General features: G+C 44.9%; 22 protein-coding genes and 1 pseudogene. 10 read left to right on the forward strand and 13 right to left on the reverse strand.

The features are described 5' to 3' along the window. Positions 1–65 precede the first annotated feature (65 nt). Positions 66–1,427, reverse strand: a complete 1,362-nt coding sequence (nhaC, locus tag MOB98_RS02300; RefSeq protein ID WP_268360008.1) for a Na+/H+ antiporter NhaC — start codon at positions 1,425–1,427, stop codon at positions 66–68. A 124-nt stretch (positions 1,428–1,551) separates the two neighbouring features. Then, entirely contained in the window at positions 1,552–2,052 is a 501-nt protein-coding gene (locus MOB98_RS02305) for a universal stress protein (RefSeq protein WP_268360010.1), read from the reverse strand. Between the two features lie 162 nt (positions 2,053–2,214). Between MOB98_RS02305 and MOB98_RS20790 the strand changes: the two are divergent. The 3 genes and pseudogenes from MOB98_RS20790 to bmrD all read left to right on the forward strand — a co-directional run. Further along, positions 2,215–2,371 (forward strand): annotated as a pseudogene (locus MOB98_RS20790) (hypothetical protein); the annotation flags it as partial. 128 nt (positions 2,372–2,499) lie between these two features. After that, a complete protein-coding gene (gene bmrC / locus MOB98_RS02315; protein WP_268360011.1) occupies positions 2,500–4,257 on the forward strand; it encodes a multidrug ABC transporter ATP-binding protein BmrC in 1,758 nt (585 codons plus the stop codon). Continuing rightward, positions 4,254–6,272 (forward strand): multidrug resistance ABC transporter ATP-binding protein/permease BmrD, encoded by a 2,019-nt coding sequence (gene bmrD, locus MOB98_RS02320; protein ID WP_268360012.1) that lies wholly within the window; start codon positions 4,254–4,256, stop codon positions 6,270–6,272. Before bmrC ends, bmrD begins: the two co-directional genes overlap by 4 nt. Before the next feature lie 50 nt (positions 6,273–6,322). Here the strand turns inward: bmrD and MOB98_RS02325 are convergent, their stop codons facing one another. The 6 genes from MOB98_RS02325 to spaC all read right to left on the reverse strand — a co-directional run bounded on the left by MOB98_RS02325 (position 6,323) and on the right by spaC (position 10,431). Beyond that, complete coding sequence (locus MOB98_RS02325; RefSeq protein ID WP_268360013.1) at positions 6,323–6,943, reverse strand: NAD(P)-dependent oxidoreductase; 621 nt, start codon at positions 6,941–6,943, stop codon at positions 6,323–6,325. A gap of 36 nt (positions 6,944–6,979) precedes the next feature. Continuing rightward, entirely contained in the window at positions 6,980–7,105 is a 126-nt protein-coding gene (locus MOB98_RS02330; RefSeq protein WP_268360014.1) for a hypothetical protein, read from the reverse strand. A gap of 105 nt (positions 7,106–7,210) precedes the next feature. Continuing rightward, positions 7,211–7,414 carry a beta type acid-soluble spore protein SspB gene (sspB, locus tag MOB98_RS02335; protein WP_003224226.1) on the reverse strand — a complete coding sequence of 68 codons (204 nt, stop codon included), beginning with the start codon at positions 7,412–7,414 and terminating at the stop codon, positions 7,211–7,213. A gap of 207 nt (positions 7,415–7,621) precedes the next feature. Further along, positions 7,622–7,831, reverse strand: a complete 210-nt coding sequence (locus MOB98_RS02340) for a YheE family protein (RefSeq protein WP_268360015.1) — start codon at positions 7,829–7,831, stop codon at positions 7,622–7,624. A gap of 157 nt (positions 7,832–7,988) precedes the next feature. After that, positions 7,989–9,350: a spore coat associated protein YheD gene (yheD, locus tag MOB98_RS02345; RefSeq protein ID WP_268367225.1), complete on the reverse strand. Its 1,362-nt coding sequence runs from the start codon at positions 9,348–9,350 to the stop codon at positions 7,989–7,991. Next, positions 9,340–10,431, reverse strand: a complete 1,092-nt coding sequence (gene spaC / locus MOB98_RS02350) for a spore coat associated protein SpaC (protein ID WP_268362853.1) — start codon at positions 10,429–10,431, stop codon at positions 9,340–9,342. The genes yheD and spaC overlap by 11 nt, the downstream gene beginning before the upstream one ends. A gap of 253 nt (positions 10,432–10,684) precedes the next feature. Here spaC and MOB98_RS02355 point away from each other — a divergent pair, with 253 nt between their 5' ends. Together MOB98_RS02355 and MOB98_RS02360 are read left to right on the forward strand one after the other, a co-directional pair. Continuing rightward, positions 10,685–11,818: a DUF445 domain-containing protein gene (locus MOB98_RS02355; protein WP_268362851.1), complete on the forward strand. Its 1,134-nt coding sequence runs from the start codon at positions 10,685–10,687 to the stop codon at positions 11,816–11,818. A 92-nt stretch (positions 11,819–11,910) separates the two neighbouring features. Then, on the forward strand, positions 11,911–12,264 hold the full coding sequence (locus tag MOB98_RS02360; protein WP_268362849.1) for a YlbF family regulator: 354 nt from the start codon (positions 11,911–11,913) through the stop codon (positions 12,262–12,264). 43 nt (positions 12,265–12,307) lie between these two features. Here MOB98_RS02360 and MOB98_RS02365 read toward each other — a convergent pair whose 3' ends face one another. Then, positions 12,308–13,381, reverse strand: a complete 1,074-nt coding sequence (locus MOB98_RS02365; protein WP_268362847.1) for a DNA alkylation repair protein — start codon at positions 13,379–13,381, stop codon at positions 12,308–12,310. A 487-nt stretch (positions 13,382–13,868) separates the two neighbouring features. On the opposite strand from MOB98_RS02365, the gene MOB98_RS02370 reads away from it, so the two are divergent. Together MOB98_RS02370 and MOB98_RS02375 are read left to right on the forward strand one after the other, a co-directional pair. Beyond that, positions 13,869–14,735 (forward strand): Cof-type HAD-IIB family hydrolase, encoded by an 867-nt coding sequence (locus tag MOB98_RS02370; RefSeq protein ID WP_268367226.1) that lies wholly within the window; start codon positions 13,869–13,871, stop codon positions 14,733–14,735. A gap of 112 nt (positions 14,736–14,847) precedes the next feature. Next, positions 14,848–16,353 carry a coproporphyrinogen III oxidase gene (locus tag MOB98_RS02375; protein ID WP_268362491.1) on the forward strand — a complete coding sequence of 502 codons (1,506 nt, stop codon included), beginning with the start codon at positions 14,848–14,850 and terminating at the stop codon, positions 16,351–16,353. An 18-nt stretch (positions 16,354–16,371) separates the two neighbouring features. Here the strand turns inward: MOB98_RS02375 and khtU are convergent, their stop codons facing one another. The 3 genes from khtU to khtS are packed head-to-tail and all read right to left on the reverse strand — an operon-like array spanning position 16,372 to position 18,495. Then, complete coding sequence (khtU, locus tag MOB98_RS02380; protein WP_268362488.1) at positions 16,372–17,589, reverse strand: K(+)/H(+) antiporter subunit KhtU; 1,218 nt, start codon at positions 17,587–17,589, stop codon at positions 16,372–16,374. A gap of 7 nt (positions 17,590–17,596) precedes the next feature. Then, complete coding sequence (khtT, locus tag MOB98_RS02385; RefSeq protein ID WP_268362485.1) at positions 17,597–18,094, reverse strand: K(+)/H(+) antiporter subunit KhtT; 498 nt, start codon at positions 18,092–18,094, stop codon at positions 17,597–17,599. Positions 18,095–18,135: 41 nt separating this feature from the next. Continuing rightward, complete coding sequence (gene khtS / locus MOB98_RS02390) at positions 18,136–18,495, reverse strand: K(+)/H(+) antiporter modulator KhtS (RefSeq protein WP_268362482.1); 360 nt, start codon at positions 18,493–18,495, stop codon at positions 18,136–18,138. A gap of 164 nt (positions 18,496–18,659) precedes the next feature. Here khtS and MOB98_RS02395 point away from each other — a divergent pair, with 164 nt between their 5' ends. Further along, positions 18,660–19,427 (forward strand): enoyl-CoA hydratase, encoded by a 768-nt coding sequence (locus tag MOB98_RS02395; protein ID WP_268362480.1) that lies wholly within the window; start codon positions 18,660–18,662, stop codon positions 19,425–19,427. Between the two features lie 20 nt (positions 19,428–19,447). Here the strand turns inward: MOB98_RS02395 and MOB98_RS02400 are convergent, their stop codons facing one another. Further along, positions 19,448–19,633, reverse strand: a complete 186-nt coding sequence (locus tag MOB98_RS02400) for a YhzD family protein (RefSeq protein ID WP_268362478.1) — start codon at positions 19,631–19,633, stop codon at positions 19,448–19,450. 125 nt (positions 19,634–19,758) lie between these two features. On the opposite strand from MOB98_RS02400, the gene MOB98_RS02405 reads away from it, so the two are divergent. Next, the gene (locus tag MOB98_RS02405; RefSeq protein ID WP_268362477.1) at positions 19,759–20,655 is read left to right on the forward strand and encodes an ABC transporter ATP-binding protein; all 897 of its coding nucleotides are present in this window, start codon (positions 19,759–19,761) and stop codon (positions 20,653–20,655) included. Continuing rightward, the gene (locus MOB98_RS02410; protein ID WP_268362476.1) at positions 20,648–21,907 is read left to right on the forward strand and encodes an ABC transporter permease; all 1,260 of its coding nucleotides are present in this window, start codon (positions 20,648–20,650) and stop codon (positions 21,905–21,907) included. The genes MOB98_RS02405 and MOB98_RS02410 overlap by 8 nt, the downstream gene beginning before the upstream one ends. The last annotated feature ends 79 nt before the right edge of the window (positions 21,908–21,986 follow it).

Genomic DNA, 21,986 nt, shown 5'->3' on the forward strand with positions numbered 1-21,986 from the left:
TTCAAACTTGAAGGTGTTTTTATTTGTCTCATCTTATGGGGGCAGTCCCTGCAAGCGGTGCTCTTTTATTTTTTAACAAATCCAATCAAAATGGAGATCATCGGCGATATATAAAGGAAAAACGTAAACGGAATATAGTCTATGACGGGAACACCGAGTGCGCTCGCCATAAAAGCGCCGCTGACGCCCCAAGGGATTAACGGGTTAATCAATGTTCCGCCATCCTCTAATGATCTTGTCAGAAATTTTCGCGGGATGTTTTGTTGGTCGTATAAGGATTTATATGATTGTCCCGGTATTAATATTGATAAATACTGTTCGCCGGTTGCCAAATTGACGCCGATGCTTGAGCCGACAGTTGCTGCAACGAGACGGCCTTTTGAGCGGATGCCTTTCATGACGCCTTCCAATAGTGCTGAAATCAATCCGATTTTCTCCATCAATCCGCCGAGTGCAAAAGCAATCATAATGAGAGAGACAGAGCCCATCATAGATTGCAGACCGCCTCTGTTGATGATTTTTGCTGCCGCCTCATTATCTGTTTCGAATGTTGTGCCATTTTGTAAAGCTGTCATAAATGCCTGAAGGCTGCTGTCAGGTACAAAAATAGCAGTCAACATTCCCGAGGAAATAATTCCGATAGTCAGAACGGGAATCACGGACACACGCTTAATTGCCAGCAAAACGACTAAGAGCGGGGAAAGAAGGGCCCACGGTGTCACGTTTGCGGCATCCTTTATGCCGGTTATGACACGTTGGATATCATCAGTTGAAGCGGCATCAGCTGACACAGATAAACCAAGAAAGTAAAACAGAACGACGGTGATGAGCAAAGCCGGAATGGTAGTGCCCATCATATGGCGAATGTGTTCAAAGATCGGTATTTCGCCTATGCCGGCGGCAAAATTGGTGGTGTCTGACATCGGAGACATTTTATCACCAAAACAAGCGCCGCATATGACTGCGCCCGCCGTCCATTCAAGCGGAACGCCGGCCGCGCTCGCCACGCCGATCAGCGCTACCCCGATCGTGCTCACAGTAGTCAGGCTTGAGCCGACAAGTGTGCTGATGATCATGCATGAAAACAAAGCTGTCAAAAGGAGGTGGCTTGGTTCAATAAAGGACAGAGCATAAACTGTCACGGACGGTATTGCGCCGCTGTACATCCAAGCGCCGATTAAGATGCCGATCAGCGCCAGAACGATAATCGGCTGTACGCCGTTTTTGATTCCATCAACAATCCCCTTTTCTAGGCTCTTCCAGGAAAAACCGAACCATAAACCGGCTGCTGAAAGCATGACAACACATAGAAACAGCGGGATATGCGGTTCTGTATGAAGAAAGAATAAGCAAGAAATAATGATGCCTAACATGAATATAAATAAACCGACGGCTAACGGAAACGTCAGCTTTTTTTGAGATTCCAAAATAACACCCCGTATTTTCTTTAATGCTTTTGTGCTTTTGGGCACGAAAGCATTATAACAGAAAAAAACGAAAATCTATGTTTTTTCACAATTATGAATATAAAAAAGCGAGCACAGGGCGTGCTCACTTTACGATCAGAACGGGTATATCTGATTTTGCTGAAAGTTTTTCGCTCACACTTCCAAATAGCAGCTTTTTCAGCCTGTTTTGGTCTCTGGTTCCAGTTACGATCAAATCTGCAGAAATGCGGTTTGCATGCTCGATAATTGATTCAGCAGGATCGCCTTCTAAAATATCGATATCTCCATCTGCCTGCTGGTCATTCAGCATCATTCTCGCTTCAGCGATGACCTCTTCTGTACGGTCTTCGTAGATCATTGGCTCAGGTGAGGCAACATCAGATATCAGCGGCTCGGGAACACTTGTCATGCCTCCGCCAATATAGCTTGCCCCGGCTGCGGGCCTCGGCGGGTCGATGATGGTCTGATTGTCTTTCATATCATGTGAATGGGCGACGGTAATGGCGGCATTTACGGTATTAGCAAGGTCAATGGCTGTCTGAAGCGCTTTCTTGCTATTTTCACTTCCGTCAAACGCAACGATGATACGGTCAGCATGAAACATCATTCTCACCCTCTCAAAACGTCTTACAACACCATACCCGGATTTAAGCACAATTAACCTTTTCCTATTCAAGTAATGATTGACAAAAAAAGGTTTTGTTTATATGATGAAAAAAAGATGAAATCAGAACGGAAGGAGGGTTTGCTATGCCAAGGAATTTGCGTGTTTATCAAACAGTTTCATATTGGCGCGGCAATCCCTATGTTCTGTTTAATTGAACGGTTTATTGGCCTAGCCGCGCGCTGAAAAGCGCTGTGCATATCATTTGGATAAAAAAGGCATGGAGCTGACGCTTCATGCCTTTTTTATATACAAAATTGAAGGAAAGACAGGTGTATGGGATGTGAAGACAAATACAGAGGCGAGGGCAGCTCACGTCAAACTGAACGAAAAAAGCAGCAAGGAAAAAATAGAAGGCGGCTGATGAGATAAAGGAGATGGGAATCGATGTTTTCAGTTTTGAAAAAGCTTGGCTGGTTTTTTAAAGCTTACTGGCTGCGCTATACGATTGCGATTGTGCTTTTATTAGGAGTTAATGTCATTGAAATGTTTCCGCCCAAGCTCTTGGGGAATGCCATAGATGACATGAAATCAGGGGCATTTAATGCGGAAGGGCTGCTGTTTTATATCGGTATCTTTTTTGTGCTGACGGCGGCCGTGTATATCATGTCTTATTTTTGGATGCACCAGCTGTTTGGCGGAGCGAATGTGATGGAGAAAATTCTTCGTACAAAGCTGATGGGGCATCTGCTGACGATGTCGCCGCCGTTCTATGAAAAAAACCGGACAGGCGATTTAATGGCACGGGGGACGAATGATCTTCAGGCCGTCAGTTTAACGACGGGGTTTGGCATCTTGACGTTAGTCGACTCCACGATGTTTATGATGACGATCTTTCTGACAATGGGATTTTTAATCAGCTGGAAGCTGACCTTTGCCGCCATTATCCCGCTCCCTATTATGGCGATTGCAATCAGCCTATACGGAAGTAAAATTCATGAGCGGTTCACGGAGGCCCAAAATGCGTTTGGGGCGCTGAATGACAGGGTGCTTGAATCCGTTTCAGGCGTGCGGGTGATTCGCGCATATGTGCAGGAAACAAACGATGTTCGCCGATTTCATGAAATGACCGCAGATGTTTACCGGAAAAACATGAAAGTGGCATTTATTGATTCGCTGTTTGAGCCGACGGTGAAGCTGCTTGTCGGCGCCAGTTATCTGATCGGACTTGGCTATGGAGCATTTCTTGTATTCCGGAACGAGCTGACAATTGGCGAGCTTGTGTCCTTTAACGTTTATCTCGGCATGATGATTTGGCCGATGTTTGCAATCGGTGAACTTATTAATGTGATGCAGCGAGGTAATGCGTCATTAGATCGGGTAAATGAAACCCTTTCTTATGAGCCGGACGTGACAGATCCAAAGCAGCCCGCTGAACTGAAAGAGCCAGGAGATATCGTTTTCAGCAATGTCTGCTTTACATATCCAAGCTCAACAAGTAGCAATATTCACGATATTTCGTTTACGGTGCGAAAAGGGCAGACTGTTGGGATTGCCGGTAAAACAGGGAGCGGGAAAACGACGATTATCAAGCAGCTCTTGCGCCAGTACCCTCCCGGTGAAGGGAGCATCACATTCTCAGGCGTGCCGATTGAGCAGATCCCTCTTGATCGGCTCCGCGGGTGGATCGGATATGTGCCGCAGGATCATTTGCTGTTTTCACGAACGGTAAAAGAAAATATCTTATACGGAAAACAGGATGCAAGTGATGAAGAGGTTCAGCAAGCTATTGCCGATGCACATTTTGAAACCGATTTACACATGCTTCCGTCCGGCCTGGAGACAATGGTCGGCGAAAAAGGCGTGGCGCTGTCCGGCGGGCAAAAACAAAGAATCTCGATTGCGAGAGCACTTATGGCGAATCCGGAGATTTTGATTCTGGATGATTCGCTTTCTGCCGTAGATGCTAAAACAGAGGCGGCGATTATCAGCAATATCAGAGAAAACCGCAAAGGAAAAACGACTTTTATTTTGACGCACCGTTTATCCGCGGTAGAGCATGCTGACCTGGTCCTTGTGATGGACGGCGGCGTGATTTCGGAGAGAGGCACGCATCAAGAGCTGCTGGCCAATAATGGGTGGTATCGGGAACAATATGAAAGACAGCAGCTGTTCACTGAGGAGGAAAGGGGAGCAGGCGCATGAAAACAGGAAAAACGTTATGGAGATACGCACTCCTTTATCGAAAATTGCTGATCACAGCCGTCCTATTGCTGGCAATCGCTGTCGGGGCAGAACTGACCGGACCGTTTATCGGCAAAAAAATGATTGACGATCATATCCTCGGCATTGAGAAAACATGGTATGAAGCGGAAAAAGATAAAAACGCCGTTCAGTTTCACGGCACTTCATACGTCAGAGAGGACCGGATGCAGGGCCCTGTTTCTAAAGAAAAAGAAGCGCATATTTATCAAGTGGGAATGGCGTTTTATTTTGTTGATCAGGCGGTCAGTTTTGATGGGAACAGAACGTTTTCTGACGGAAAGCTGACGATTACAAACGGAGACGAGAGCCGGACATATGAAGCCGAAAAGCTGACAAAGCAGGAGCTTTTCCAGTTCTATCAGCCGGAAATAAAGGGAATGGTGTTTCTGATCTGCTTGTATGGGGGCTTGCTTGTTTTTTCGGTATTCTTTCAATACGGACAGCATTATTTGCTGCAGATGAGCGCCAATCGCATTATCCAAAAGATGAGGCAGGACGTGTTTTCGCACATACAGAAAATGCCGATTCGTTATTTTGACAACCTTCCGGCCGGTAAAGTGGTTGCGCGGATTACCAACGATACGGAGGCCATCAGGGATTTATATGTCACAGTGCTGTCAACATTTGTGACAAGCGGAATCTATATGATTGGGATATTCACGGCTTTGTTTCTGCTGGATGTTAAGCTCGCGTTAGTGTGTCTGGCAATTGTGCCGATTATCTGGCTGTGGTCGGTCATATACCGAAAATACGCGTCATATTACAATCAAAAAATCCGCTCAATCAATAGTGGCATTAACGCAAAAATGAATGAGTCCATTCAAGGCATGACGATTATTCAGGCTTTCCGTCATCAAAAAGAAACGATGAGAGAATTTGAGGAATTAAATGAATCACATTTTTATTTTCAAAACAGGATGCTGAATTTAAACTCCTTAATGTCCCATAATCTTGTCAATGTGATCCGAAACCTTGCGTTTGTCAGTTTGATCTGGCATTTTGGCGGTGCAAGCCTGAATACGGCCGGAATGGTTTCCATCGGTGTGCTGTACGCGTTTGTCGACTATTTAAACCGGTTATTTCAGCCGATTACAGGCATCGTCAATCAGTTTTCAAAGCTGGAGCTTGCACGGGTCTCTGCCGGACGCGTTTTCGAACTCCTTGAAGAAAAGGATACGGAAGAAGCGGGTGAACCGGCGAAGGAGCGCGCGCTGGGGCGGGTGGAATTTCGTGATGTGTCATTTGCCTATCAAGATGGTGAAGAGGTATTAAAACATATTTCCTTTACCGCGCAAAAAGGCGAGACCATAGCGCTCGTCGGCCATACCGGATCTGGAAAAAGCTCGATTTTAAATCTCTTGTTTCGTTTTTATGACGCGCAAAAAGGGGATATTCTGATTGATGGGAAGAGCATTTACAACATGTCAAGGCAGGAACTCAGATCCCAAATGGGCATTGTGCTTCAGGACCCATACTTATTCTCGGGCACAATCGGTTCAAACGTCAGTCTGAATGACGAACGAATGACTGAGGAAGATATCAAAAAAGCACTGGAGCAAGTTGGTGCCGATCCGCTTCTGAAAAAGCTTCCGAAAGGCATAAATGAACCCGTGATTGAAAAAGGCAGCACGCTGTCTTCCGGAGAGCGGCAGTTAATTTCTTTCGCCAGAGCTTTGGCGTTTGATCCCGCCATTTTGATTTTAGATGAAGCAACAGCACATATTGATACAGAGACAGAGGCCGTGATCCAGCAGGCGCTCGATGTCGTGAAACAAGGACGCACCACCTTCGTCATCGCCCATCGGCTCTCAACAATCAGAAACGCAGATCAGATTTTGGTCCTCGATAAAGGAGAAATTGTAGAAAGAGGGAATCATGAGGAGCTAATGGCGGTTAGAGGCCAATATTATCAAATGTATGAACTGCAAAAGGGCCAGAAACATTCCATTGCATAAAGCACAAAAACCCAAAACAATCGTGTTTTGGGTTTTTTGTTTTTATGTAGTTAATAAGCCAGTCCCACACGGTATCCGGCATACTCTCCTGTAACGAGCTCACGATATAGAAAATCAGCAGTATCGCCGACCGAAATCCTTGTGCCGCCCTCAGGCAAAACGCTACGCTCGGTTCGATAAACGCCGGTTGCTGTTCCGTCCGGAAGGTAAGTGGGACAGATAATTGTCCAGTCTAACGAGGATTCTTTAAGCATTTCGTATACTTTTGCGTGCTCTTTGGCGGCGCGGGTCAGCTTTCGTTTCGATTCATTTGTTTCAAACCGGTATTTTCCTGGTTCATATCGGGAATCAAGAATGCCTGCGGTACCGATCGTAATCAGCCGTTTCATATCCTGTTCCCGCATAGTGGCGAGAATGTGTGTCATAGCTGTTGACAGGGTATCATCACCATCCGTGCCGAGACAGCTGATCACGATTTGAGCATCCTTCATCACGTTTTTTACATCTTCCCGGCAGCGTGCGTTCCCCGTAACGATTCGGTCTTTTGGAAGGGGAAGCTCAGTAGGTTGAGATCTGACCAGAGCATATATGTCAAATTGTTCATCTGCGGCAGCTTGTTTTAAAAAAGCTTGTCCGACGCGGCCGCTGGCTCCAAATAAAGCGATTTTCATCAAAAACCCTCCTCGCCCTATTATAAAAGGATGTTCTCAATTTGAACAGCGCGGGAAAGAATACCTGTACAAATAGACAGAATGATGGGAAACATATTCATGAATCATGGATATACTTACGAACTGAACCAGCTCCCAATTCACAAAGGCGATGAATGACACCCTTATTCCCTCCCTTTTTTTCTAGGATATGTGGAGCAGGAAAAAAGGGTGACAAATATAAAGAGAGCGCGGAAACCGCGCCCTCTATAGCCATATATTAAGTTGTTATTGTACTCTGCCGCCCATTTGCTGTTGAGCGAAAGATACTAAACGTTTTGTGATTTCTCCTCCGACAGAACCGTTAGCGCGGGAAGTTGTTTCCGCTCCAAGGTTAACGCCGAATTCAGAAGCGATTTCAAGTTTCATTTGATCGATAGCCTGAGCTGCGCCAGGAACTAGTAAGTCATTTGAAGAATTTTGGTTAGCCATGTGTAAAATCTCCTTTTTGTTTAGTGTGGTTGGGTTAACTGGAGTTGCACCAGTCTGTGGACCCGTCTCGGGTGTCACTGCCCCTCGGCGTAACCCAATGCTTGCCGGCTTGTTACTAGTATTATGTTAAAATGCCCGGAAGCTCATGCGGATAATTGAGTGGTAAATCTTGAGAAGCTAAAAAAAAGCTTAGCCGTTCAGGCTAAGCTAGTCATAAATATGAAAAAGCATCAGTTCATGTATCTCATTTTTAAGAGCAGGCTCGTCAGCGCGGGCGGGAAACAAGTCTCCCCATTCAATTTCACCGCTTTTATGATAGATGCCTTCATAATGGGTTCCTTTATAATAAAACGAAATGCTCCATCCGGGCAGCTTCTCTTTTTGGAACAACGGTTTCCAGCTAAAATGCGAAATCATTACGCCACGCTCCTTAAAATTGATATCCATTGACCTGATACGAACGATTATTTTCATTGTATCACTGTTTCAGAACATCATTGAAGAGGTCTTTGTGCGGCAGTTTGTCCTAGGTTTGGAAAAAGGTAAGCCCGCTTTATCAAAAAAAGCGGACAGATTACGAAGGCCATAACGCATCATGGGAGGTGATCGCCTTCTCGGATAGATAGGATGCGTATTCAAAGCTTCTTCGTTTTGTCAAAGAATCAACATGATGCAAGTTTGGATGAGAAAAAATACTGCGGCCCGGACGTGAATTCGCTTCAAACATCCATACCTTACCGTTCTGATCAATGCCAAAATCGAAACCGATCTCCCCGATAAACCCCTCGATATGGTCGTGAAGCACATGACTTGCCGTCAGTGCTGCAGCAGAAAGCTTTTTAATGACCTCAATTCTTTCAGCGGGATCATCATATACTTCCGCAAGTGTTTTTACCGTTCCGCCATTCGAAAGATGGGTTGTAATGCTGTTTTCTCCGGAAATTTTGACGGCTATGGCTGTCACCGTCCATTTCCCTTTTCTGTTTTTATTCGTATGGACGCGGAAATCCGCTGGTTTTCCTTGAAATTTGATCAGATCCACACCTTGCTGAATGAGAAAGTCGGATGGATCGTGCTGTTTTTGAAATTCTGCCAGAAATGCAGCGGCATCGGAATAATTGATTGCAGAAAACGTTTTGGCATCGTTCGTATGTTTCACCGTCAGGCCATCGTCTGTTTTTGTCAGCTGATAAATTCCGGTGCCGAGTGCTCCGTTTGCAGGTTTGATATAGACTTTTTTGTATGCATCACAGAGTTCTGCAATTCTTTCCACAGATGGTGTCAGCTCCGATTTTGGCAAAAAAGGAGCTGTTCTCGGATCTTGTTCGAGCAATTGATGAACGCTCCATTTATTAAAAAATGTTTTATTAAACCATGGGATTTGATATTCATCAATCAGCCGTTTTTTTGTATGCTGCAGGAGAAGCGAATCTTCAATTTTTCGGTTTGGCAACCGGTCATAAACGACATTTGGCAGCGGGACGATTTTTTTCTCCCAGCCGTTTTCCCTGTAAAGGAGCGCTTCAATTGTGCCTTCCTCCCAATTGATTTGATGCGCGCCAAAAACGAAACAGTAGCCTCCTGCTTGCTCGTGTAACGTCACAAGCTTAGAAAAAAAGAGGGAACGGTCCTTAAAAGGGCGCTCAAGAGATACGGAAAACCCCGCCGTAAAGATACCGATCAGCGGTCCGATATGAACCGTATGATCATGAATCAGAATGTCAGCCCTGCTTCGGTGGGGAAGCAAAAGCTCATGAAACAGATTTTCAGAGAGAAGCACGGTTTGTTCTAGATGCTGTCTATAAGAAACGTGGCATCTGACAACCTTCGTCCCGAATGCGGCATGCAAAAGTCCGTCTTGCTTTAGAGATGAGGGCAGAAACAGGGTATTTTCACTGGTTTTGTCTATGCCGATCAAAAACCGTTTACCATTCACGCGGAAGAACTCCTTTCTGGCTTTGCTCGGAAAACAGGTATTGGCAGCGTTTAAGGGGGCAGGTGTACAGCTGTTCTTTTTGCTCGGGAGAGACACGCAGGATTGATTTTCTGCCGGGTTTGGAATTGATATCCATGATCCAAATTCTCCCGTCCTTTGCAAGGCATATATCGAGTCCGAGTTCAAACAGCGGTCCGTAGCGCTCGTCAAGATAATACGGAACCGATTGGGTGATCGAGAACACGTCATCAAGTAAGACCACTTGCTGTTTTTTCGGTATATCTTCAAACCACGAATCAAATGTCAGTGCATCAGATCCGCCTGACAAATTGGCCAGCAGCCCATGTTTGTATCCTCGTCTTACTGCCTTGCCGACTGTATTCCATTCACCTGCTTCGTTTTTTTCCATGAACAGGCGGATATCACATGGGTATTGTTCCTTATCTTGAATATTTAAATAAGGCTGAAGCAAATATTGGTGCTGAAGCACTTTTTTGCACCATGTTTTGAAAGAAGTTTGGTTGGAAAAGGTTTTTGACTGCTTATCCTTTCCGATGTGATAAGTGGCAGTGATGTTTTTCTTGCCCAGCTCCAAAAGAATTACGCCTCTGCCTCCTGCACCGAACGCCGGTTTTAGGATGCAGGCTTTTTCTTTAGATAAAAAGGAGTGGATTTGCTCATAACGGTTCACCTTCATCGTTTCCGGAATATAGGGGTTAATGACAGCATGCTGCTGCAAATCTTGAAGGACGGTCCACTTATCTGGCAAGCCCAGCCCGATGAATTCCGTTTTCGGATATTTTTTGAGCCACTCAACGATCGGTTTTGCTTTTTGGGATTGTGAATCCTTGGCGTAAAAACAGCGGTCATAAATATAATCTGGTATTGCCATTTCAGTTTCGTTCCATGTGCTGCTGGCCGAATGATAGACTGATGCTTTCACACGCAAGGTGTCAGGTGAAATATCAAACGGCGTAAACCGGATGAAACGTATGCCAAATTCGGGTGCTCTTTTGGCCAGCTCTGCGGAATAGTCCGCTTCATGCTGGCGGGATAAGGACATAAAACCAAGTGTTATCATGGTGAGACTCCCCCTTTTATTCAAAAGCTGCCGGCGGGTGTCAGCAGCTTTACGCTAAATACATGTAAACGGTATTCTACTCTACAGAATACGATTCTCCACCTTGCCCTATTCCAGATGAACAAGCTGATTTTATGACAACAGGAATTTGTCTCCTTATTTGCTAAGTGATTGCATCAACCTCTATAATACGAATAGATATATCATCTATATGAAAAAAAGCTGAAGCACAGATGGAGGAAGATGAATAGGAATGGGTATTGCAGGAACCTTTATTTTTATGATCGTGATCGGCGCCGTCATTGGCGCGGTGACGAATCATTTAGCAATTCAAATGCTATTTAGGCCTTATAAGGCGTACTATTTGTTTGGAAAACGAGTCCCTTTTACCCCCGGGCTGATTCCAAGAAGGCGGGATGAACTGGCAAAACAAATGGGACTGATGGTCGTCAATCATCTGTTAACCCCTGAGGGCATTAAAAAGCGGCTCGTCTCTGATACAGCCAAAACGCAGGCTCTCCAAATTGGGGAGCAGCTGATTCAAAAGCTGACACTTTCTGAAATGACAGTAAAAGAAGCGCTTGAAAAAGCCGGGGTGAAGAGTGCTGATGAAGCGGCAGATGCATGGATCAGCAACTGGACGGATGATAAGCTGAATCAGCTTTTCCGCCAATACGAGCACCAATCGTTAAAAGAGCTGGTGCCTTTGGAAGTGCAGGAAAAGCTTGAGGAAAAGATCCCGATGATTTCAGGATATATATTGGCACGCAGCGTCAGATATTTTGAAAGCGATGAAGGAAAAATCCGACTCGGCAATATGATTGATGATTTTTTAAAAGAGCGCGGCATGCTTGGAAGCATGGTGCAAATGTTTTTGGGCAATACAAGCCTCGCAGACCGCGTGCTGCCGGAGCTGCTGAAGTTTCTGAGGAACGAGGAAACAAATAGACTGCTTTCTGATCTTTTGAAAAACGAATGGGGCAAGCTGAGAGAGTATACGTTTTATGAAGCAGACGAAAAATGGAATGCCAAAGCGCTTATTTTCAGCCTGAAACGAAGCGTGCTGAAAACATTTTCGACTGCTCCTTTCTTCGACAATACGATTGGCAGTCTTGCTGTCCGCTATGAATCTGAGCTGGCCCAGCAAATGCTCCCGGCGCTGTTAGACAAATTGCTTGAAGGGATTTCGGCCAATCTTGAAAGTGTTTTAAAACGGATGCGCCTTGAGGAGATCGTCAAGGAGCAGGTGGATCAGTTCCCGGTGCAGCGTCTTGAAGAAATGGTGCTGTCCATTTCAAAAAAAGAATTTAAAATGATTACTTATTTGGGAGGCCTTCTCGGCGGGATCATAGGTGCGATTCAAGCGCTGTTTGTCATCCTTTTTTAAGAAGAAATGGTTTGTGATTAATGAAAGGAGCTCCATAGTTTGTTATAGTGGAGTGGTATGTCAAATGGCAATGATGAAAGGAGCTATTTATAATGGCTGTTAATTTTTATGATGTAGCGTATGATCTGGAAAAAGCATTACGCGGGAGCGAAGAGTTCACCCGTTTAAAAAACCTTTACGATGAGGTAAACGCAGATGAATCAGCGAAGCGCATGTTCGAAAACTTCCGTGACGTGCAGCTTAGACTCCAGCAAAAACAAATGGCAGGAGAAGAAATTACACAAGAAGAAGTGACACAGGCTCAAAAAACTGTTGCGCTTGTACAGCAGCACGAAAAAATTTCTCAGCTGATGGAAGCGGAACAGCGCATGAGCATGCTGATCGGTGAATTGAACAAAATCATTATGAAGCCTTTAGAAGAGCTTTACGGCAGTGTTGAAGGCTAATGAAGCAAATCCCTTCTTGGAAAAGAAGGGATTTTTTATTCATTCAGCAAATTTCGAAATCCAGTGAGTCTTTTGTCTCTCCGTTGATAATCACTGATAATGTATGAGTGCCTTTGTAATGTTTTCTGGTCGTTAGGTCCTTAAAGGAATGATTTTTTGTGTATGACTTCGTTTCGTTTTTTCGAATAGTTGTTTCTGTTATTTTAAATATTTTTTGATGACGCTGGCCCCTTGCTTTGACAAAATCAATCGCGTACTCAATTCTCACTTTTTGATCCCTGTCTGATCGAACAGAAAAAGAAAATGCAATGCTTTCGCCAATGGCTATACGGCTTGGTTGGCATGTTAGATCATGTATTTGTATTGAATCGGCATTTTCATAACCAAAAAGCGCTAAGGCTTGTTTATCACCCTTTTTTAATAAGGTACGATAGGCGTGTTTGATGATCCAATCAGAATAGGGATGTGTTCCGTACCATTGATCTGCGACTTTTCTCAGCAAATGAGAATGTGTTTTTGATATATCATTCAGATTGTTGGCCACGCTTTTTCGTACATATAAGGACTCGTCCTGCATCAGATTCTCAAGGATCGGCAGAACCGGAGAAGGGTCCGATTTCAAAGCGGGTATCGATTTTCCCCATGGCAGGCGGGGTCTGCTTCCTTCACTCGCAAGTCTTCTCACGTGCTCATTTTCATGCTCAGACCATGCAAGCAATTGTGCAATCATTTTGTCTTGATCCAAAAGCAAAAAAGGCCTCACAGCGAATTCTGAAGTAGAATATTGCGTAAAGTATTCCAATGCGTGTATTGATTCATCCCAATGCGCTAACCCGTACTGCTCCACATAATCAGGGAATAGAATTCCGCTGAGTCCTTTAAAATGAGGGGCAGCATCCCGTAAAATGGCCACCGCTTCACCGAAATGTTTTGGCAGTGTTTCGTATAAGGAAACTGTAATGCGGCGCATCCGCTCTTTTAATGCGAGCCCAGGCCATTCTTCCTTCAGTAAATGTTCCTCAAATCTGTCTTGGTTAAAATCAGGATAGGATGCCTTAACATGGTGTATTAATCGAGATAGTAGTTTTTCATTGTATATTTCTTTTAAATCAGCCATCTAATCACCGCTTTATCGCTTAGTATGTATATTATATGAGAATATATGTTCTGCATCAAGTGTCGTGTTCCAAAAATTAACAATTAGTGCTACCTCAGGTATACATCACCTGGTCACTTTTTTTAGTTAAAAAAACCCTTGTCATCTGCAAAGAAAACTGAGATAATACCATTGAAAGCGCCTACACTTACCTGATTTATAAATGGATACGGTCGCATATCATGCCGTTATATAGAGGGGATAAGCAACAGAGAGTAAGTGTTCGGAGCGCATCATTGGTCAAACAAGGGGTTCCTGATACATGATTTTTCGTAAATCGAAATAACGATATTAGGGAGAATGGCTGCTTCGATCGTATCCTATATGTTTCAATCCACAAAGTCTGCTGAGCCAGGCTTTTTTTGCTTTGCGGAAAAGGTTGTTCTAAACACAGAGACAGGGTCATATCTTATACACAAGTACAGTCATCAAGGAGGGGGACATCTCTGTGTCAAAACAACTGCTTGCCTTAAATATAGATGGAGCGCTGCTTCGGTCGAACGGGAAGATTCATCAGGCAACGAAAGACGCGATTGAATACGTTAAGAAAAAAGGGATTTACGTCACGCTCGTGACCAACCGCCATTTTCGTTCAGCACAGAAAATCGCGAAATCGCTGAAGCTTGATGCCAAGCTGATCACCCATAGCGGGGCATACATTGCTGAAAAAATAGACGCCCCGTTTTTTGAAAAAAGAATTTCTGACGATCACACCTTTAATATTGTTCAAGTGCTGGAGAGCTATCAATGCAATATTCGGCTTCTGCACGAGAAATATTCTATTGGAAACAAGAAAAAAGTAAATTCGAATTTATTGGGGAAAGCACTCATTCACCCGTCTGATCCGATCTTTTATCCAGTCCAGTTCGTTGAATCATTAAGCGATCTTCTCATGGATGAGCCGGTAAGCGCGCCTGTCATCGAAGTGTACACGGAGCACGATATCCAGCATGACATCACAGAAACAATTACGAAAGCCTTCCCTGTGGTTGACGTGATTCACGTAAACGATGGGAAGCTGAATATCGTCCCGAGAGGTGTCTCGAAGGAAGCGGGCCTGGCCCTCGTCGCTTCAGAGCTGGGGCTGACCATGGATGATGTCGTGGCCATCGGGCATCAGTATGACGATCTCCCGATGATTGAACTTGCCGGCCTTGGGGTAGCGATGGGAAACGCCGCTCCGGAGATCAAGAGAAAGGCTGATTGGGTCACAAGGTCCAATGACGAGCAGGGTGTCGCTTATATGATGAAAGAATATTTCCGAATGCAGCAGCGAAAAGGATTTCTTGATAAGTTCCACATGAAACGTGTATAAAAAAAGCCGCTCGCGCCCTGACAGGTGCGGCGGCTTTTTTGCCGGATTGATTTTAGCGGTTTATTTCTGTACACTAAAGAAAGTTTTGAATCTGATAAATTAGGTGATGACGTTGCAAATTAAAATAGAAGGCATACATGATGACCGCCTGCATCGGCCTCTGCAAAATATTGCAAATTTGTTTTATGAAGAGTGCGAGCTTGTGTACGGCGGAGATGAGCCCGCAGATGTTGCTATTTCTTTAGCGTGCTCACAAACGGATGAGCAAGTGACGGTTTCGGGAGAAGTGAAGGGAACTGGTATAACGGAGCAGCATACAAAATCTTTTTCTCCCGGCATGAATGAAAAAGAAGCTTTTAAGCAAGTGAAAAACACGATTTCTTATGTGTACCTTAATCTTCTTCAAGCACATACGGGCATCACGCAAAAGTGGGGAATCCTCACAGGTATCCGGCCGACAAAACTGCTTCATAAAAAGCTGCAAAGCGGAATGTCGAAGGAGCAAGCGCATGCTGAATTGAAAAAAGACTATTTAATTCATGATGAGAAAATCGAGTTAATGCAGGAAATTGTAGACCGGCAGCTGGCGGCAGTGCCGGATCTGTATGAAGTAAAGGACGAAGTCAGCATTTATATCGGCATTCCGTTCTGTCCGACAAAATGCGCGTACTGCACGTTCCCTGCGTACGCCATCCAAGGGCAGGCGGGCAGAGTCGGTTCATTCTTATGGGGGCTGCATTACGAAATGCAGAAAATCGGCGAATGGCTGAAGGAGCATGATGTTAAGGTTACAACCATTTACTTTGGCGGCGGGACGCCGACAAGCATTACAGCGGAGGAAATGGATCTGCTGTATGAAGAAATGGTCCGCTCCTTCCCGGATGTGAAAAACATTCGCGAGATTACGGTGGAAGCCGGCCGCCCTGACACGATTACAGAAGAAAAACTCGCCGTGTTAAACAAATATGACATTGACCGGATCAGCATCAATCCGCAATCCTATGAAAACGAAACGCTAAAGGCGATTGGACGGCATCATACAGTTGAAGAAACCATTGAGAAATATCATCTATCACGCCTGCACGGCATGAATAATATCAACATGGACCTGATTATCGGTTTACCCGGGGAGGGCGTGAAGGAGTTCAGGCACAGCCTTTCAGAAACGGAAAAACTGATGCCGGAATCTCTTACGGTTCATACCCTTTCCTTTAAACGGGCGTCTGAAATGACAAGAAACAAGCATAAGTACAAAGTCGCTGGCAGGGAAGAGGTTTCTCAAATGATGGATGACGCGGTAGCCTGGACGAAAGATCATGGGTACATGCCTTATTATTTATACCGCCAGAAAAACATTCTTGGAAACCTTGAAAATGTCGGATACTCTTTGCCTGGACAAGAAAGCATCTATAACATCATGATTATGGAAGAGGTGCAGACGATTATCGGCATCGGCTGCGGCGCAGCAAGTAAATTTATTGATCGTGAGACAGGGAAAATTACGCACTTTGCCAATCCGAAAGATCCGAAATCATACAATGAGCGCTTCGAGCACTACACGGATGAAAAGATCAAATATTTAGAGCAGATTTTTGAGAAAACAACAAAGCAGCACTGATTTACAGTGCTGCTTTTTTTATCCCCTTTTTTTTGCAGGCTGAACATCAGGCTTCCATTTAAATACCATGTTCAGCAGGCGGTAGATTCGTTTTGATTCCTTTGTTAAAAGGGGTCCTAAAATCGCCAGTATGAGGACATATAATGCCGCAAATGGCTTTAATGTAGCTGACAGGCCGCCGGCTATCCCGAGATTGGCAACGATAATCGAAAACTCGCCCCGTGATACGATCGTCAGGCCGATATTCGATGAAGCTTTATGGGAAAGCCCTGCGCGCCGTCCTGCCACCATTCCGGCGATAAAGTTCCCGAGGATGGTCAAAATCACTGCTCCCAGCGCAAGCCAAACCGCTTCACCGAGCGAAAACGGGTCGATGCTGAGTCCGAAGCTGAAAAAGAACATTGCTCCAAAGAAGTCGCGAAACGGAACAACTAGATGCTCAATCCGGTCAGAATGCTCTGTTTCAGAAAAAACCAAACCGAGCAGCAACGCGCCAATCGCTTCTGCTACATGAATCGTCTCTGAAAACCCGGCGATAAAAAAGAGTGCGGCAAAAATGACGATAATAAACACTTCATTTGAGCGAATATCCAACAGTTTATTCAACAGCGGCGGGAGCTTTCTGGCTGCAATAAAGAACAGCAGCATATAACCGAAGGCGATCAAAATGGACAAGAGCGCACTCCCTACGGATGTCGCATCACCTAGCACAAGGCCGGACACAACCGACAAATACACGGCAAGGAATATATCCTCGAACATAATGATGCCAAGAATCAGCTCGGTTTCCGGATTGGCCGTTCTTTTTAAATCAACGAGCACTTTTGCGACAATTGCACTTGACGAGATTGTGATGACGCCTGCGAGGACGAGGACTTCCAGAAAGGAAAACCCGGTGATAAACCCATAAAGCATTCCGAGGCTGAAATTAATCAAGATATAAATCGTTCCGCCGATTGCGATTGATTTTCCGGATTTGATTAATTTTCCAACGGAGAATTCGAGTCCGAGATAGAAAAGGAGGAACAGCACACCCATCCGTCCGAAAAACTCGATAATTTCACTGCTTTCTATAAATGTAAGGTCGATAATCCCTACTTTCGGCGCGTGCGGTCCAAGCAGCATTCCAAGCACAATCAGAAATGGAATAATTGAGAATTTAATTTTATTGGCGATTAGACTGGCAATCGCCACAAGCACAAGTGCAGTCCCGACTTCAAATACAAGATGATCCATCGGCCGATCACACGCCCTCTCCAGAAAGAAAATCGTGAATCAGCTTCTTCAGATGCTTTCTTTCACCTGAGAGGACAAGTGTGTCATTTTCTTCAATGACCGAATCGGCTCCGGGATTTAAAAGCTTCTCCTGGCTGTGTTTGATGATGGCAATCACAGTGACGTCGTAGTTTTGGCGGACATCAAGCTCTCCGAGTGTGCGCCCGATCGATTTTGCGCCTTTTTCGACCTTAAACCATTCAATAATGAGATCGCTGAAGGCCATTTCGATGGACTCAAGCGCTTGCGGTTTATAGACCATGCCCCCTAAGATGGCAGCAATTTGCCTTGCTTCAGCATCATCCAATGAGATATTGGAAAGAAGCTCATCCGGATCTCGGTCATTAAACCGGTAAATTTCTCTTCTTCCATCATCATGAATGATAATCGTCATTTTTTCGTGACTTCTTGTTTCGATTTCAAATTTTTTGCCGATGCCAGGCAAATCATTCTCTTTAATATTCAATGAAAATCCCTCCGAATGTAGTGTTGGCTAAATGGGGTAAGTTACAAACAAAACGTGAACATGTATATTCGGAGGTAATTAGACTGGTATTTGACAGGAACGGCACAGACCTTTTCCAGCCTGTTTATCAGCGGTTCGTCAAGAGGTTTGACAGACAGCTGCCTGACAGATTGCGCCAGCGGGCTGTACTCTTTGATCAGCTCTGCCGGATACATGCTGCCCGGCGACGGCGTTTTGGCCGATTGTGTTTCCTGCGGATATGAGGACATAGGCACATAGCTGTCAGTGCTTGCTTCAAGCTGGGAAGGCAGAACCACGTCCGAAGGGGGAAAGTACACCATAAATAAACTTAGCAGAAAACTGATCAGCAATTTATCCATGTTCCTTCCCTCCTTTCTCATCCTGATATCCCTTCTTTTTCACTATATAAAACTTTATGTTTTCATTCAAACAATATGCATTTTTCAGTATCTATTGACCTTGAAAAATAAAAAGGTTTATTTGAGAGTGGCGGGGAATGTATAGGAGAAAGAAAAAAGAAAGCGTATACATGGAGGTGCTTCATATGGAGTTTATTCAATATGAATGTAATGGGGCCGTAGCAGAGATTATCCTGAATCGACCTGACGCCCATCATGCCTTGAATGAACAAATGCTGTCTGAATTGAAGGAAGCGGTCGAAATGGCGGCTGCAAGCGAGGCGCTCATCGTTCTCCTGAGAGGAAGCGGGAAAGGTTTTTCGGCCGGCGGAGACATCCGAATGATGACATCAGAGCATGACCCTGATCAATTTAAGCAACTGATGGATACGATTGAGGCTGTCACTCTGACGCTATATCAGATGAAGAAAGTGACAATTGCAGCTATTCACGGCGCTGCTGCGGGATTGGGCCTGAGTTTGGCACTTTGCACTGACATTGTGCTCGCGGAAAAAAACGCCGTTCTCGCGATGAATTTTATCGGCATTGGGCTTGTTCCGGATGGCGGAGGTCATTATTTGCTGAAGAAAAGAATTGGGGAGGCGAAGGCGAAAAAGCTGATTTGGAGCGGGAAAAAACTTTCCGCCGCGGAAGCCGCCGATATGGGCCTTCTGGATGGGACATTTGCCGGAGACCCTGCGGAAGGCGCAAGGCCCTTTATCGAAACCCTGATGGCCTCACCTCTATTGGCGATGATCGAGACGAAAGCCATCTTTCAAAGCCTCCAGCTTGAAGAACTGAAAAAGGTGCTTTCTCTAGAGCGCAACGCCCAAGAAAAAATGAGAAGGACCAAGGATCACCAAGAAGGAATCCGTGCCTTTTTAGAAAAACGGGAGCCGAAGTTCCAAGTGTAACAGATCAGCCGGGAAGCTGATCATCTGTGAAACAAAATCAGCTTTCCGGCTGCATTAACTAAACGATGGGTATGACTGAGAAGCTCTTTTTCTTTTAACAGGGCTTCACCATGCGTTTTTGCCGCTTCTTCATTTTCAGCCTCGAATCGCTCATTTACCAGTGTTGTTCCCGCAGGATCAAAAGCTGTAAGGAAATAATCAGCCATAGGTTTCCCTCCATTTACAAGATTTATCGTTCTTTCTTCAATTATATTCTAAACAGGGAATCAAAATCCTTTATTATGTTTCCTCCAAAATTAGTATATAATGGGTCAGGGAAGGAGGAGATTAAGTGCTAACGATTGATCATGTCACGAAGACATTTGGAGATTATAAGGCCGTTGACGGATTAGACTTAGACATTCCGGAGCAGCAAATGTTCGGTCTTTTAGGCGCAAACGGAGCGGGAAAAACGACGACATTTCGCATGATCCTTGGCTTATTAAGCATTACAGAGGGCTCAATCAGCTGGAAGGGCCGCCCTGTGAATTACAGTATCAGCAACAAAATCGGTTATTTGCCGGAAGAACGGGGCCTTTATCCGAAAATGAAGGTAAAGGATCAGCTTGTCTATCTTGCCAGATTAAAAGGGATGGAGAAGCGGGAGGCTGTAAAAGAGCTCGGCACATGGCTTGAACGCTTCAATATAACAAATTACGAGAATAAGAAGGTGGAGGAGCTTTCAAAAGGAAACCAGCAGAAAATCCAATTCATTTCGGCTGTTTTGCATAAGCCTGAGCTGCTGATTCTTGATGAGCCATTCAGCGGCCTGGACCCTGTCAATGTTGAGCTGTTAAAAGAGGCTGTGATCTCGCTGAAAAACAGCGGTGTTTCTATTTTATTTTCAAGCCATCGCATGGAGCATGTGGAGGAGCTTTGTGAGAACCTTTGCATATTGCAGAAAGGAAAACCGGTTGTGCAAGGCAAGCTGAAGGAGATCAAGCGTTCCTTCGGAAAAAAGAATGTTACCATTCACTCCGATGACGATCTGCGTTTTTTGCAGTCTCATGAAGGCATTCTTCAATGGAAGGAAACGGCCGGCGGCGTCAAGCTGCAGATTGCCAATGAAGACATCTCTCAAGAGATTTTTGCTTTGCTCCAAGGGAAAGGGTTCATCAGAAAGTTCGAGCTTGAAGAGCCGTCACTGCATGATATTTTTATAGAAAAGGTGGGGGCCGTCTATGAATAAATTTTGGATCATGCTTTCTCATACATATAAAAATAAGATTATGGCAAAATCCTTTATTATTTCGACTGTCATCACGGTACTGCTTGTTTTAGTTGTAACGAATCTGGAGTCGATTATTTCTCTGTTTCAAGGTGATGACGCCAAAGAAAAAATCGCTGTTGTTGATGAAACAAACGAATTATACCCGATTTTCTCGAAGCAGCTGAAGGCGATTGATACAAACGGCGATCTTGATGTAAAGCAGTCGAAGAAATCGGAGGATGAGGTTACAAAGCAAGTCAAAGATGAAACGTTTGACGGCATGCTCATCATCAAAAGAGATGAAAAAGGAACCATTTCAGGAACGTATAAAGCGTTAACGATTTCTGATGAAAGCACGTATCAAACGCTGCAGCAGGCCTTGACGCAAACCAAAACGGCTGTCGGAACGGCGGAGCTCGGCGTTTCGCAGGAAACAATCAGCAGCCTTTATGCGCCCGTTACTGTTGGGCAGGAGGCGCTGAAAGAGGGAGCCAAGTCTGAGGAAGAGCTGGGCCAGACGGTAGGACTCGTTTATATCATGCTGTTCGTCATTTATTTCTCTGTGATTATGTATGCCAGCATGATTGCGATGGAGGTCGCAACTGAAAAATCATCGCGTGTCATGGAAATTCTCATCTCAAGCATGCCGCCGATTCAGCAGATGTTTGCAAAGCTGCTTGGCATCGGGCTCGTCGGGATCACTCAGCTTGCTGTCATTATAGCAGCCGGCTCTCTGTCGCTTAAGCTGAACAAAACGAGCGACACGGCTTCATCTGTCGGCGGATTCCTTAACCTGACCGACGTTTCAGCAACGACTGTTATTTATGCTGTGATTTTCTTTTTGCTCGGATACTTTTTATACGCGACACTCGCCGCGTTTCTCGGCAGTGTCGTCAGCAGAATAGAGGACGTGCAGCAAACGATCACGCCGATGACGCTTTTGGTGGTCGCCGGTTTTATGATCGCGATGTTCGGCTTGAATGCACCTGATGCAGGATTTATTACGGTAACCTCGTTTATTCCGTTTTTCACGCCAATGATTATGTTCCTGCGCGTCGGCATGCTTGATATTCCGTTTTGGCAGGCGGCTGCAGGAATCGGAATCACACTGCTCACTATTGTCATACTGGCAGTCATCGGCGCCAGAATTTACAAAGGCGGTGTGTTGATTTACGGCAACTCAAGCGCGTTCAAAGCGATCAAACAAGCACTTCGTTTAGCGAAAAATTGATGAAAAAACAGCCTGGGGTTTCTCAGGCTGTTTCTTTTTTGACAGAACGTGCATTCGTAAGAATTCGGTGCTAAAATAA

The organism is Bacillus sp. N13C7 (assembly GCF_026790065.1).
GTDB lineage: Bacteria > Bacillota > Bacilli > Bacillales > Bacillaceae > Bacillus.